This is a genomic window from Streptomyces sp. NBC_01439, from assembly GCF_036227605.1.
Taxonomy (GTDB): domain Bacteria; phylum Actinomycetota; class Actinomycetes; order Streptomycetales; family Streptomycetaceae; genus Streptomyces.
In genome coordinates this window covers 6,562,203-6,574,597 of record NZ_CP109487.1, presented here as the reverse complement: position 1 = coordinate 6,574,597, position 12,395 = coordinate 6,562,203, and the positions used below count along the sequence as shown (strand labels likewise).

13 protein-coding genes are annotated in these 12,395 nt (G+C 73.5%); 6 read left to right on the top strand and 7 right to left on the bottom strand.

All coding sequences use genetic code 11. The features are described 5' to 3' along the window. Positions 1–6 precede the first annotated feature (6 nt). Positions 7–864: an iron uptake transporter permease EfeU gene (efeU, locus tag OG207_RS29815; protein ID WP_329102567.1), complete on the top strand. Its 858-nt coding sequence runs from the start codon at positions 7–9 to the stop codon at positions 862–864. Between the two features lie 57 nt (positions 865–921). Here efeU and OG207_RS29810 read toward each other — a convergent pair whose 3' ends face one another. The 3 genes from OG207_RS29810 to OG207_RS29800 all read right to left on the bottom strand — a co-directional run bounded on the left by OG207_RS29810 (position 922) and on the right by OG207_RS29800 (position 3,248). Beyond that, positions 922–1,485 carry a GNAT family N-acetyltransferase gene (locus OG207_RS29810; protein ID WP_329102565.1) on the bottom strand — a complete coding sequence of 188 codons (564 nt, stop codon included), beginning with the start codon at positions 1,483–1,485 and terminating at the stop codon, positions 922–924. Between the two features lie 73 nt (positions 1,486–1,558). Then, positions 1,559–2,422: a PhzF family phenazine biosynthesis protein gene (locus OG207_RS29805; RefSeq protein ID WP_329102563.1), complete on the bottom strand. Its 864-nt coding sequence runs from the start codon at positions 2,420–2,422 to the stop codon at positions 1,559–1,561. A 64-nt stretch (positions 2,423–2,486) separates the two neighbouring features. After that, complete coding sequence (locus OG207_RS29800; protein ID WP_329102561.1) at positions 2,487–3,248, bottom strand: SDR family oxidoreductase; 762 nt, start codon at positions 3,246–3,248, stop codon at positions 2,487–2,489. 108 nt (positions 3,249–3,356) lie between these two features. Here OG207_RS29800 and OG207_RS29795 point away from each other — a divergent pair, with 108 nt between their 5' ends. Next, positions 3,357–4,688 (top strand): Bcr/CflA family multidrug efflux MFS transporter, encoded by a 1,332-nt coding sequence (locus OG207_RS29795; RefSeq protein WP_329102559.1) that lies wholly within the window; start codon positions 3,357–3,359, stop codon positions 4,686–4,688. A 122-nt stretch (positions 4,689–4,810) separates the two neighbouring features. Next, positions 4,811–5,809 (top strand): small ribosomal subunit Rsm22 family protein, encoded by a 999-nt coding sequence (locus tag OG207_RS29790; RefSeq protein WP_329102557.1) that lies wholly within the window; start codon positions 4,811–4,813, stop codon positions 5,807–5,809. A gap of 18 nt (positions 5,810–5,827) precedes the next feature. On the opposite strand, the gene ddaH is transcribed toward OG207_RS29790, so the two are convergent. Next, a complete protein-coding gene (ddaH, locus tag OG207_RS29785; RefSeq protein WP_402696352.1) occupies positions 5,828–6,697 on the bottom strand; it encodes a dimethylargininase in 870 nt (289 codons plus the stop codon). 84 nt (positions 6,698–6,781) lie between these two features. Here ddaH and OG207_RS29780 point away from each other — a divergent pair, with 84 nt between their 5' ends. Then, the gene (locus OG207_RS29780) at positions 6,782–7,399 is read left to right on the top strand and encodes a TetR/AcrR family transcriptional regulator (protein ID WP_329102553.1); all 618 of its coding nucleotides are present in this window, start codon (positions 6,782–6,784) and stop codon (positions 7,397–7,399) included. 201 nt (positions 7,400–7,600) lie between these two features. Continuing rightward, entirely contained in the window at positions 7,601–8,350 is a 750-nt protein-coding gene (locus tag OG207_RS29775) for a bifunctional DNA primase/polymerase (RefSeq protein ID WP_329102551.1), read from the top strand. Between the two features lie 124 nt (positions 8,351–8,474). On the opposite strand, the gene yaaA is transcribed toward OG207_RS29775, so the two are convergent. After that, positions 8,475–9,278: a peroxide stress protein YaaA gene (gene yaaA, locus OG207_RS29770; RefSeq protein ID WP_329102549.1), complete on the bottom strand. Its 804-nt coding sequence runs from the start codon at positions 9,276–9,278 to the stop codon at positions 8,475–8,477. A gap of 112 nt (positions 9,279–9,390) precedes the next feature. Between yaaA and OG207_RS29765 the strand changes: the two genes are divergently transcribed. Beyond that, positions 9,391–10,833 carry an RNB domain-containing ribonuclease gene (locus OG207_RS29765; protein WP_329102547.1) on the top strand — a complete coding sequence of 481 codons (1,443 nt, stop codon included), beginning with the start codon at positions 9,391–9,393 and terminating at the stop codon, positions 10,831–10,833. Here the strand turns inward: OG207_RS29765 and OG207_RS29760 are convergent. Together OG207_RS29760 and OG207_RS29755 are read right to left on the bottom strand one after the other, a co-directional pair. Beyond that, the gene (locus tag OG207_RS29760; protein WP_329102545.1) at positions 10,830–11,660 is read right to left on the bottom strand and encodes a hypothetical protein; all 831 of its coding nucleotides are present in this window, start codon (positions 11,658–11,660) and stop codon (positions 10,830–10,832) included. The two genes, OG207_RS29765 and OG207_RS29760, sit on opposite strands and share 4 nt — an antisense overlap. Further along, complete coding sequence (locus OG207_RS29755) at positions 11,657–12,391, bottom strand: MerR family transcriptional regulator (RefSeq protein WP_329102543.1); 735 nt, start codon at positions 12,389–12,391, stop codon at positions 11,657–11,659. The genes OG207_RS29760 and OG207_RS29755 overlap by 4 nt, the downstream gene beginning before the upstream one ends. Positions 12,392–12,395 lie beyond the last annotated feature (4 nt).

The window sequence follows — 12,395 nt, the reverse complement described above, 5'->3', positions numbered from 1 at the left end:
ACCGCCGTGTTCGGCAACTATCTGATCGGCCTGCGCGAGGGGCTGGAGGCCAGCCTGGTCGTCTGCATCCTCGTCGCCTACCTGGTGAAGACCGAGCGCCGGGACGCCCTGCGTCCCGTGTGGCTGGGCATCGCGATCGCCTGCGGGATCTCCCTCGCCTTCGGCGCGATGCTCGAATTCGGCACCCAGGAGCTGACCTTCGAGGCGCAGGAGCTGCTCGGCGGCACCCTGTCGATCATCTCCGTGGGTCTGGTGACGTGGATGGTCTTCTGGATGAAGCGCACCGCGCGGCATCTGAAGGCCGATCTGCACGGCAAGCTCGACACGGCGCTGGCCATGGGCACCGGGGCGCTGGTGGCCACCGCCTTCCTGGCCGTCGGCCGGGAGGGCCTGGAGACGGCGCTCTTCGTGTGGGCGTCGGTACGGGCCAGCGGCGAGGGTTCCTCGGCTCCGCTGATCGGTGTGCTGCTGGGCATCGCCACGGCGATCGCGCTGGGGTACCTCTTCTACCGGGGCACGCTGAAGATCAATCTGGCGAAGTTCTTCCGGTGGACCGGCGCCATGCTGGTGATCGTGGCCGCGGGTGTGCTCGCGTACGGGGTGCACGACCTCCAGGAGGCCCGTTTCCTGGGCGGCCTGGGCGACAAGGCCTTCGACATCAGCGAGGCGATCCCGCCGGACAGCTGGTACGGGACCCTGCTCAAGGGCGTCTTCAACTTCCAGCCCGACCCGACCGTCCTCCAGCTCACGGTGTGGGTGCTGTACCTGGTGCCCGTGCTGACGCTGTTCCTCCTGGACCGCGGCCGTCCGGCGGCCGCGCCGAAGGTGCGGCCGGCGGACTCGGACTCCACGCCCGCGGGCTGAGTGCGGGCGGCCGGGCGGCCGCCGCGGACAGGCTGTGGTGAAGGGCCTTCGGGCCCGTCACCACAGCCTGTCGGTGTTTCCGGGGTGGAGCGGGACGCGGACGCCCGTGAAGGCGGCGCGGTCACGGCCCGGGTCGACCGTGAAGAACGCCGCGAGGACCACCTTGTCGAAGCCGGGTTCGTCGGTGGCCAGGGGATCCTCGGGGGTTCCGCCCACCAGGACCGTGCCGGGCAGCACTTCGAAGCCGGCCGCCTCGTAGAAGGCGGCCAGGGGTCGGTCGCAGCTGAACAGCGCCAGGTCCACGGCCGGGTCGGCGGCCAGCTCGGCGCGGGCCGCCGCGACCAGCCGGCCGCCGAGCCCGCGGCCGCGCAGCTCCGGCAGGGCGACCACGGAGCTGAGCCCGGCGGCCCGGTACGTGCGGTCCGCGAGCGGGATCGGCTTGTACAGCAGCGACAGCGCGGCGGTCACGGTGCCGGCCGCGTCCACGAGCAGCATCGTCCTCGGGTGGAGCGCAGGGTCGTGGCCGGGGGTGGAGCCGGGCCACGCCCTCGCCTCCAGCTCGGCGACCTGCCGGGCCGGGCCCGCGGGCAGGTCCGCCTCGGCGCATCCGATCACCCTCACGGTCGCAGCCCCTCCGGGGTTCGGGAAGCGGGGTCCGGGGCGGAGCCCCGGGAATCCGGGCCGATGGATCCGTTCACGGGATGCGGACGCCCTCGCCGCTCACCCTGACCCGGGGGTCGCCCTCGCGCAGTTCCACGGTGAGCACCCCGGGGCGGCCCATGTCCGCTCCCTGGTGGAGGGTGAGCACCGCGTCCGCCGGGACCAGGCCGCGCTCGCGGGCGTACGCGCCGAAGGCGGCCGCGGCCGCTCCCGTGGCGGGGTCCTCGACGACGCCGCCCACCGGGAAGGGGTCGCGTACGTGGAACTCCGCCGGTCCGGCCCGGTGCACCAGCTGGACCGTGGTGAGGTCCAGGCGCCGCATCAGGGCCTCCAGCCGGGCGAAGTCGTAGGCCAGGTCCGCGAGCCGGGCCCGGGTGCCGGCGCCGATCACCAGGTGCCGGGCCCCGGCGTAGGCGATCGCCGGCGGGATCGCCGGGTCCAGGTCGGCCTCCGGCCAGTCCAGCGCGGCCAGTGCTTCGGCGAGGTCCGCCGCGCCGATCTCCTCGGTGTGCGGCTCGACGGTGGTGAGCGTGGCCCGCAGCCGCCCGCCCTCGGAGGTGACGGACACCGGTACGGTCCCGGCTCGGGTGGCGAGGAGGAGTTCGCCCGGCCCGATCCGCTCCCCCAGCGCGATGGCCGTGGCCACGGTGGCGTGCCCGCAGAAGGGGACCTCCGCCTTGGGGCTGAAGTAGCGCACGGTGAAGGAACGGCCCTCCTCGCCGCCGAACCCCTCGGGCGGGGGCGTCAGGAAGGCCGACTCGCTGTAGCCGAGCCCGGCGGCGATCTCCAGCATGGCGCCCTCGTCCAGTCCGGCGGCGTCGAGCACGACCCCGGCCGGATTGCCGCCCTCCGGGTCGTGGGAGAAGGCGGTGTAGCTCAGTACTTCGGTGTCGTTCATGCCGCCATGATCGTCCGCGCTCACGCGGCCTGGCAATGCGTTTCGGCCATGGATCCCGCGCGGTTCAGCCGCGGCCGATGTACGGCATCGAGGTCGCCATCACCGTCGCGAACTGCACGTTCGCCCCCAGCGGGAGCTCCGCCATGTGCAGGACCGTGCGGGCCACGTCGGCGGCGTCCATCACCGGCTCGACGGCCAACTGCCCGTTGGCCTGGAGGATGCCGGTCTGCATCCGCTCGGTCATCTCGGTCGCCGCGTTGCCGATGTCGATCTGGCCGCAGGCGATCCGGTACGGCCGCCCGTCCAGCGACAGGGACTTGGTCAGGCCGGTCATCGCGTGCTTGGTCGCGGTGTAGGCGATGGAGTTCGGGCGCGGCACGTGCGCCGAGATGGAGCCGTTGTTGATGATGCGGCCGCCCTGCGGGTCCTGCCGCTTCATCTGCCGGAAGGCGGCCTGCGCGCACAGGAAGGCGCCGGTGAGGTTGACGTCGACGACCGAGCGCCAGGCCTCGTAGGTGAGGTCCTCCAGCGGGACCCCGCCCGGTCCGAAGGTGCCCGCGTTGTTGAAGAGCAGGTCGAGGCGCCCGTAGCGGGCCCGCACTGACTCGAACAGCCGAGTCACGTCGGCCGGGTCGCTCACGTCGGCCGGCGCGCACAGCACGTCGGCGTCGGTCCCGGCCGCGGCGGCGGTCTCCTCCAGCGGTTCGGCCCGGCGGCCGGCCACGGCCACGTCCCAGCCCGCGGCGGCCAGGGTCAGCGCCACGGAGCGGCCGATCCCGGAGCCGGCGCCGGTCACCAGGGCGATCTTCTTCGTACTTTCGTCCATGGGGCCGCAGGGTACGTCACACTGCGCCCCGTTCCCCGGACGTTCCGATTGCTGAGAGCATGGGGCAGTCAGGGGTGCGTAGATCAGATGAGAAGACTGGAGTTCCGCATGTCGGAGAGAGGCCCCGCGACAGCCGCCTCGCAGGACTCGTCGCCCGAATCGCCCTCCGCCTCCAGCGCCACCGCGTCCCTGACGCGCGCACGCCGCACGAGCCTGCTCGTCACCTTCATACTCGGCGGGCTCACCGCCCTCCCCCCGCTGTCCATGGACATGTACCTGCCGGCCCTGCCGCAGGTCACCGATGCCCTGAACAGCCCTGCCGCGACGATCCAGCTGACCCTCACCGCCTGCCTCGCCGGCATGGCCCTCGGCCAGCTCGTCATCGGCCCGATGAGCGACAAGTGGGGCCGCCGCCGGCCGCTGCTCGTCGGCATGGTCGTCTACGTCCTGGCCACCGCGATCTGCGCCCTCGCCCCGACCGCCGAGTTGCTGATCTCCTTCCGGCTGCTCCAGGGGCTGGCCGGGGCCGCCGGTGTCGTCATCGCGCGCGCCGTCGTGCGCGACCTGTACGACGGCGACGAGATGGCCCGCTTCTTCTCCACGCTGATGCTCATATCCGGGGCCGCCCCGATCGTCGCGCCGCTCATCGGCGGCCAGGTGCTGCGCTTCGCCGACTGGCGGGGCGTCTTCGTCGTCCTCACCGCTGTCGGTACGGTGCTCACCCTGATGGTCTGGCGCGGCCTCGGCGAGACCCTGCCGCCCGAGCGGCGGCACACCGGCGGCGTCGGCTCCGCGCTGCGGACCATGCGCGGGCTGCTCGGCGACCGGGTCTTCACCGGCTACACCCTGACCGGCGGCTTCGCCTTCGCCGTCCTCTTCTCCTACATCTCCGCCTCCCCCTTCGTGGTGCAGGAGATCTACGGGGCCTCGCCCCAGACCTTCTCCCTGCTCTTCGGCCTGAACTCCGTCGGCCTGATCCTCGTCGGCCAGATCAACGGCAAACTGCTGGTCGGCCGGGTACGCCTGGACAAGGTGCTGGCCGTCGGCCTCGCGGTCGTCCTGGCTTCCGCGGTGTCCCTCCTGCTGATGGCGACGGGCGTCTTCGGCGAAGTCGGGCTGACCCCGATCGCCACCGCGCTGTTCGTCCTCATGTCGGCGATGGGCATCGTGCTGCCGAACACCAACGCGCAGGCCCTGATGCGGACCCCGCACGCGGCCGGATCGGCCTCCGCGCTGCTCGGCACCTCCTCGTTCCTGATCGGCGCCATCGCCTCGCCGCTGGTGGGGATCGCGGGCGAGGACACGGCCGTCCCCATGGCCGTGGTCCAGCTGGTGTGCGCGCTGCTCGCGGTCAGCGCCTTCCTCGGCCTGTGCCGCCCCTGGCAGAGCGCGTCCACCCTGTCCGACCCCACCGGCGACTCCAGCCCCGCCGGCGTTTGAAGCGCGGGGCCCGGGGCGGAGCCCCGATCCTTGAGCCGCACCGGACCGGCGGCCGCACCGGACCCGGCGGCCCCGCCCGGGAGTGGCGGCCCTGCCCCCGACCGGCGGCATAAACTTCGCAGGTGAACGCCTCCGCCCCCACCTCCGCCGAGACCCTCCGCCGCACGCTCGGCGGGCTGCTCGACGGGCTCCCGCCGAAGCAGGCCGCGGCCGCCGTCGAGCGGCTCATCGCCAACTACCGGGGGCAGACCCCGACCGACGCGCCCGTACTGCGCGACCGCTCCGACGTGGCGGCGTACGCGGCGTACCGGATGCCCGCCACCTTCGAGGCCGTCCGGAGCGCCCTAGACGAACTGGCCGAGGCTGCACCCGGCTGGGCGCCGGGCTCGCACGTGGACGTGGGCGGCGGCACGGGCGCCGCGACCTGGGCGGTGGACGCCACCTGGGACGGCCCGCGGGAGACCACGGTGCTGGACTGGGCGGAGCCGGCCCTGGCCCTCGGCCGGGAACTGGCGGCCGCCTCGACCTCCGAGGTGCTGCGCGGGGCCGCGTGGCGGCGGGCCGTCATCGGTTCGGGGCTGAGCCTCCCCGAGGCGGACCTGGTGACGGTGTCCTACGTCCTCGGTGAACTGACCCCGCAGGCGCGCACGGCCGTCGTCGCCGAGGCGGCCCGGGCCGGCCGGGCCGTGGTGCTGATCGAGCCGGGCACGCCGGAGGGGTACCTGCGCATCCGCGAGGCCCGTGACCAGCTGATCGCGGCCGGGCTGCAGATCGCCGCGCCGTGCCCGCACGACGGAACCTGTCCGATCGAGGTCGGCAAGGACTGGTGCCACTTCTCGGCTCGGGTCAGCCGGTCCTCCCTGCACCGGCAGGTCAAGGGCGGCTCGCTGCCCTACGAGGACGAGAAGTTCAGCTACGTCGCCGCGACCCGCTTCAGGGCGGAGCCGGCCGCCTCCCGGATCACACGGAAACCGCAGATCCGGAAGGGGCTGGTCCTACTGGAGCTGTGCGGCCCCGAGAGCGAGGGCCTGAACCGGGTGAACGTGACCAAGCGCCACGGAGACCTCTACAAGGCCGCCCGGGACGCCGACTGGGGCCAGGCCTGGCCTCCGGCACCGTAGCCGGTCCCCGGAAACGGCCTAGGCCCGCAGCTCCTGGGTGCAGCACTTCACGCTGCCGCCGCCCTTGAGCAGCTCGCCGAGGTCCATCGGGACCGGCTCGAACCCCCGGTCCCGCAGCGGCTCCAGCAGTCCGGTCGCCGCCTGCGGGAGCAGGACGTGCAGGCCGTCGGAGACCGCGTTCAGACCGAGGGCGGCCGCGTCCCGGGCGTCGGCGATCAGGGCGTCCGGGAAGAGCCGCCTGAGCACTCCCTGGCTGCCGGGCGAGAAGGCGCCCGGGTAGTACATGATCTCGTCGCCGTCGAGGACGCTGAGCGCCGTGTCCAGGTGGTAGTAGCGCGGGTCCACCAGGTCGAGGCCGATGACCGGGCGGCCGAAGAACTCCTGGGCCTCGTCGTGCGAGAGCGGACTGGAGCGGAAGCCCCGGCCGGCGAGGATGTAGCGGTCGGTGACCGCGAAGTCCCCCTCGCCCTCGTTGACGTGGGACGGCTCGTGGATGTCGGGGTAGCCGTGGGTACGGAACCAGTCGAGGTGGATCTCGGCTTCGGCGGCCCGTTCCGGGTAGGCGAACCGGGCCCCGAGGACCCGGCCGTCGACCACGAGGGCCCCGTTCGCCGCGAAGACCATGTCGGGCAGTTCGGGGTCGGGTTCGAGGGTTTCGACGATGTGCCCGAGGGAGCGGTAGCGGTCCCTCAGGTCTTCCCACTGGGCCAGTGCGAGGGGCAGGTCCACCGGTTTCGTGGGGTCCATCCACGGATTGATGGAGTACGTGACCTTGAAGTGTGCGGGTGGGCACATCAGGTAGCGCCGGGGTGTGGCGTCTCTGCGCAAAGAAGGCTCCTCACGACTTACACGACTCTGGACGGGTGCTGGAGAGAATCGTCTCTCCAACACCTGGACAGCACAGTGAACTGATTGGGTGGTTTACGCAAACCTATGGAAAGACGAGACGTCTCGCTTTGATAGTTTCGGGCCATGCCCAAGACCCCTGACGCCACCCGCCGCAGCGACCGCTCCCGGCGCGCCATCCTCGACGCCGCGCTCACCCTCGTCGGGGAGGTCGGCTACAACAAGCTGACCATCGAGGCCATCGCCGCCCGCGCGGGCGTCGGCAAGCAGACCATCTACCGCTGGTGGCCGTCGAAGGCCGCCGTCCTCCTCGACGCCTCGCTGGCCCTCTTCGGCGACGCGGAGACGGAGGTCGAATGGACCGGCTTCCCCGACACCGGGGACCTCGCCGCCGACCTGAAGCACGTCCTGCGGGCGACCGTCGACCAGTTCAACGACGAGAAGTACGACGCCCCCACGCGCGCCCTGACCGCCGCCGGGGCCACCGACCCCGAGCTCGGCGCCCGCTTCACGGAACAGCTGCTAGAGCCCCAGCTCGCCCTGTACGAGGAGCGGTTGCGCGCGGCCCGGGAGGCCGGCCGGCTCGCGCCGGACGCGGACCTGCGCCTCACGGTCGAGATGCTCGTCGGACCGCTCACCTACCGCTGGCTGATGCGCACCGCGCCCCTGACGCACGCGTACACCGACGCGCTCGTGGACCGGGTGCTGGGGGGTGTCTTGCCTGATCGGCAAGACACCCCCTGAGGCGGGGTGGCCAACGTCACCGCCCGCTAGCGGGCAGAGAATCGAAGATCGGCCGAGAGCATTTGGCCTGATTCTATGGTTATGTGGGGGTTTCCGGTCACGCATCTCCAACCCCCCGGTTGCCAAGAGCGGTCACCCGGGGCTCAGGATGGTGGGACCATGGACGGGTCCGCCGGAGATTACGGTGAGGTGAGGGGATAGATGGGGTCTGAGTCCGGCCGCGTCAAACGCGGCGAGCAGAGCAGGATTTCCCAGTGGTTGCGCCGGCGGCAGAAGCCCACCGCCGAGGACCCGGGAGCGGAGCGCGAGGCGCTCCTCCTGGCCGTCGCCGCCGCGGGCCTGCCGCTCGCCCCCGCCGCCCATCCCGCCGGTTACCGATGTTCGTGCGACCGGATCGGCTGTCCGACGCCCGCACGGCACCCCATCTCCTTCGCCTGGCAGACCCAGTCGACCACCGACCGCTCACAGGTCGAGCGCTGGGCGCGCAACCAACCCCAGGCCAACTTCATCACCGCGACCGGCATGGTCCACGACGTGCTCGACGTCCCGCTGGAAGCCGGCACCGACGCCCTCGACCGACTCCTGCTCGCCGGCATCAAGGTCGGCCCCGTCGCCGAGTCGGGCGGCACCGGTGACCAGGCCCGGATGCTCTTCTTCACCGCCACCCGCGGCACCCCCGAGGACGAGGACGAGTGGTGGCCCTGCGCACTGGACTGCCACCCCGAGACGATGGACGAACACCCGGGCCTGCGCTGGCACTGCCGCGGCAGCTACGTCCTGGTCCCGCCGGCCGCCCTCCCCGGTGACCGGGCGGTGACCTGGATCCGGGGCATGGAGCACCCCCTCCCGGACCCGCTCACCCTCCTCGAAACCCTCACCGACGCCTGCGCCGCCTACGCGGGCGCCGCCGACCGCAGCCCGGCCACGGCGGCCTGGCCCCTGAGCCAGTAGCCCCGGTGGGCGATCCGGCCCGCCGGGCGGCACGTACCGGCGCAGCTCAGCCAAAATTCAGCCCCGCCGGCGTTTGGGGCGCGGGGGCGCGGGGGTGCGGGGGCGGAGCCCCCGGTACGGCGCGTCAGTGGTGGATCTGCGTCACGACCACGTCGAGGGACCAGGCCTTGCCCGCCTTCGCAGGGGCTTCGGCCTCGACGACGTAGCCCAGGTCCCGCAGGGCCGTGACCAGCTCGGCGGGCGAAGCCGGAACGGCCCCCGCCAGCAGCAGGTCCCGTACCAGCCGCCCCTTCGTCGCCTTGTTGAAGTGGCTCACCACCGACCTCTTCTCCACCCCGTCCACGAGCTGCGCGTGCAGCACCCGGACGGTCGCGGTCCGCGTCGCCACCTCACCCTTCGGCTTCCACGCGGCCCCGTACGCCGCCGACCGCAGGTCCAGCACCAGCCCGTCCCCGGCCGCCTCCGGCATGACCTCCGCCATCGGCCCCCGCCAGTGCGCGCCCAGCGCGCCCAGCCCGGGCAGCTTCACCCCCATCGAGCAGCGGTACGAGGGGATCGCGTCGCCGACCCGCACCGCACCCCACAGCCCCGAGAAGACGAGCAGCGCGTCCTCGGCCGACGCCCGCGCCGCCGCGGGCAGGTCGGCCAGGCCCAGCGCGTCGTAGAGCACGCCCGTGTAGACCTCGCCCGCCGGACGGGCCCCCGCCGTACGCAGCTCCGCGTTCTTGGCGACCTCGCCGCGCAGGCCCTCGCTCAGGCCCAGCACCTCGCGCGCCTTCGTCTCGTCCGCCGCGCACAGCTCGACGAGCTCCTCCAGCACCGCCGCACGGGCCGGGGCCAGACCGGGCAGCGACAGCGCCTCCGGCTTCAGGGGTGCGCCGGAGCCGCCGGCGGCCTTTCCCTCGGACGGCGGCAGCAGCACGAGCACGGTGGTTCTCCTTCGGTACGACGTCGCAGGGGGCGCGGCCCCCGAGCCAGGGTAGACGTCCGCCGCCCCCGCTCGCCGCGCCGTCCGCGCCCCCCGACCATAGGCTCGGTCCATGCCACGCCGTCAGATGCACATGACCGGCGCAGACGGGGCTGCTCTGCGGGCCGCGCTGCGCGAACTGCGGACGGAGCTGGAGGTGCCCGGGGAGTTCCCGGCCGCAGCCCTCGCCGAGGCCGAACACGCGGCGGCGCACCCCCGCCTCCCGGACCTGGACAGTACGGACGTCCCCTTCTTCACGATCGACCCGCCGGCCTCCGTCGACCTCGACCAGGCCGTGCACTTGGCGAAGCGCTCCGGCGGCGGGTACCGGGTGCACTACGCCATCGCCGACGTCGCCGCGTTCGTCACCCCCGGCGGCGCGCTCGACGCCGAGGCCCACCGGCGCGTGACCACCCTCTACTTCCCCGACGGGAAGGTCCCGCTGCACCCGGCCGTCCTCTCGGAGGGCGCGGCCAGCCTGCTGCCCGACCAGGTCCGCCCGGCCCTGGTGTGGCGCTTCGACCTGGACCCCGACGGCCGCGTCGAGACCGTCGACGTCCGCCGCGCCCTGATCCGCAGCCGGGCCCGACTCGACTACGACCGGGTCCAGAAGGCCATCGACACCGGAACGGCGGAGGAACCGCTCGCCCTCCTGAAGGACATCGGCCGGCTCCGCGAGGCCCTGGAACAGGCGCGCGGCGGCATCTCCCTCAACGTGCCCGAACAAGAGGTCGCCGCGCACGACGGCACGTACTCCCTGGCCTACCGCGCCCCGCTGCCCGCCGACGGCTGGAACGCACAGCTCTCCCTGATGACCGGCATGGCCGCGGCCGATCTGATGCTGGCCACCGGCACCGGCATCCTGCGCACGCTGCCCAGCGCCCCCGACGGCGCGGTCGGCAGGCTCCGGCGGACGGCGAAGGCCCTGCGGATCGACTGGCCGCACCACGTGCCGTACGCCGAACTCGTGCGCTCCCTCGACCCGCACCGCCCCGCCCACGCCGCCTTCCTCCAGGAGTGCACGGCCCTGCTGCGCGGCGCGGGCTACACCGCGTTCACCGGCGGCGAGCGCCCCGACCCGGCGATCCATTCCGCGGTGGCGGCCCCGTACACGCACTGCACGGCGCCGCTGCGCCGCCTCGTCGACCGGTACTCCGGGGAGCTGTGCGTGGCGGCGGTGGCAGGGGCCGAACCGCCGGAGTGGGTCACGGCCGCGCTCCCCGCGCTCCCGGACGAGATGGCGGCGGGTGGCCGGCTGGCGAACACGGTGGAACGGGAGTCCGTGGACCTGGTCGAGGCCGCCGTGCTGAAGGACCGCGTCGGGGAGACCTTCGAGGCCACGGTCATCGACGTCAAGGACCGGGAGCCACTGGTGGGCACGGTGCACCTGGAGGACCCGGCGGTGGTCGGCCGCGTCCGGTCCACCGCGCTCGACCTGCCCCTGGGCGAACGGATCCGGGTCCGGCTCACGGAGGCCGACCCGGGCACGTCGAAGATCCTCTTCGCGCCCGTCTAGGCCGGCTGGCGGCGCAGGGCGGTGACCAGCGCGCGCGGGTCGTCGGCGTGGAAGCGGACGGTCCGGGCCGCGCCCGTGGCGCCGAGCGGCCGGGTGAAGGGGAGCGGCCGGTTCAGTTCCAGTGTGACGGAGGTCTGGCTCCCGACGATGAGGTCGAGCACCCCGTCCTCGGACAGCGTGACCAGCCGGCCCTCGGGATAGCGCCGGTCCACCCGGACCGAGGCCACCGCGTCCGCCGGTACGGCCAGGTCGAACAGGGCCCCGTAGCGGATCCGCAGGGACCCGTCGGGGCGGACCACGTGCGGCCGGGTGACGCACGCGGCGTGCAGGGCGAGGACGAGCAGGATCGCGTACACGTCCAGCACGAGCACGATCCGGTGCACCGTCGGCCAGGGGATGAGCAGGGCCAGACCGACCGTCTCGATCACCGACACGAAGAGCATCCCGTACATCATGGCCGTCTGCGGTCCGGTGTACGCGGCCGCGAGGTCCCCGGTGCGCACCCCGTGCTTCCCGCGCACGGCCCACCGGCCGAGCGAGGCGAGGGCGCGCACCTCGTGCCGCACCAGTCGCCGCACCTGCACCGGGACCACGGCGCGGACCGCCGCGCGGCGGGCGGCCCGGGAGTCCGCGCCGCGGGCCCGCTCGGCGGCGTAGAGGCCGTACAGCACCCGGGCCTCCAACAACAACACGCCGACGAGGAGCGCCTCGGTGGCGGCGAGCACCCACCCGGGCGGGCGCACCCCGGCCGCCAGGCACACCACGAGCGCCAGCTCCGCCGGGACGACGGCGGTGACGGCGATCCGTGCCGCCCGTATGCGGGTCATCCCCGCCCCCTCTCGATGAACGCCTCCATGACGAGGCGGACGACTTCGGCCTGCGCGGGCGCGTACTCGGCGAGCAGCGCCTCCTTGAACCCGGTCACGACCACCCCGTCGGTGGGGATCGCGGCGAACACCTCGTCGGGGACGGCCGCCACCAGCTCCGCCGCCAGGGGCGGGATCCGCGGGTCGTCCACGGGCGCGTCGGCGAGCTCGTCGAGGCGCACGTACAGCGCGAGCACGGCGGGATCGGCGGCCAGCGGCCCGAGTGCGGCGTACACCTCCTGACCGGCCGCGCCCGTCGCGTCGAGCAGGGTCAGGTGTTCGCGGTCCTTCGCGGCGGCCGGCGAGTCGGTCGGCGGCGCCTTCGCCAGCAGCTCGGCGAGCCCGGGCGAGAGCGGTTCGGCCTCCCCGGGCCCGGCGGCGAGCAGCACGGCGAGCCGGCGCCGCCGCTCCTGGATCTCGGCCTCCTGGCGGGCGAGGTCGGCGTCGAGTTCCGTGAGGACGTCGGCGAGTTCGCGCCCGGCGTCGTCCGCGAGGACGTCCCGCACCTCGTCGAGACCGAGCCCGAGCTCGGTGAGCCGGCGTACGCGGGCCAGCAGGACGGCGTCACGGAGGCTGTAGGCCCGGTAGCCGTTGGGGCGCCGCTCCGGTTCCGGGAGCAGCCCGACGTGGTGGTAGTGCCGGATCGCCCGGGTGGTGATCCCGACGACCGCGGCGATCTCTCCGATCCGCATGCCC

Excerpts from the sequence above, each read along its gene's own strand:
- OG207_RS29805 (WP_329102563.1), bottom strand. The coding sequence starts at position 2,422 with ATGAACGACACCGAAGTACTGAGCTACACCGCCTTCTCCCACGACCCG.
- OG207_RS29800 (WP_329102561.1), bottom strand. The coding sequence starts at position 3,248 with ATGGACGAAAGTACGAAGAAGATCGCCCTGGTGACCGGCGCCGGCTCC.
- OG207_RS29795 (WP_329102559.1), top strand. The coding sequence starts at position 3,357 with ATGTCGGAGAGAGGCCCCGCGACAGCCGCCTCGCAGGACTCGTCGCCC.
- OG207_RS29780 (WP_329102553.1), top strand. The coding sequence starts at position 6,782 with ATGCCCAAGACCCCTGACGCCACCCGCCGCAGCGACCGCTCCCGGCGC.
- OG207_RS29775 (WP_329102551.1), top strand. The coding sequence starts at position 7,601 with ATGGGGTCTGAGTCCGGCCGCGTCAAACGCGGCGAGCAGAGCAGGATT.
- OG207_RS29765 (WP_329102547.1), top strand. The coding sequence starts at position 9,391 with ATGCCACGCCGTCAGATGCACATGACCGGCGCAGACGGGGCTGCTCTG.
- OG207_RS29760 (WP_329102545.1), bottom strand. The coding sequence starts at position 11,660 with ATGACCCGCATACGGGCGGCACGGATCGCCGTCACCGCCGTCGTCCCG.
- OG207_RS29755 (WP_329102543.1), bottom strand. The coding sequence starts at position 12,391 with ATGCGGATCGGAGAGATCGCCGCGGTCGTCGGGATCACCACCCGGGCG.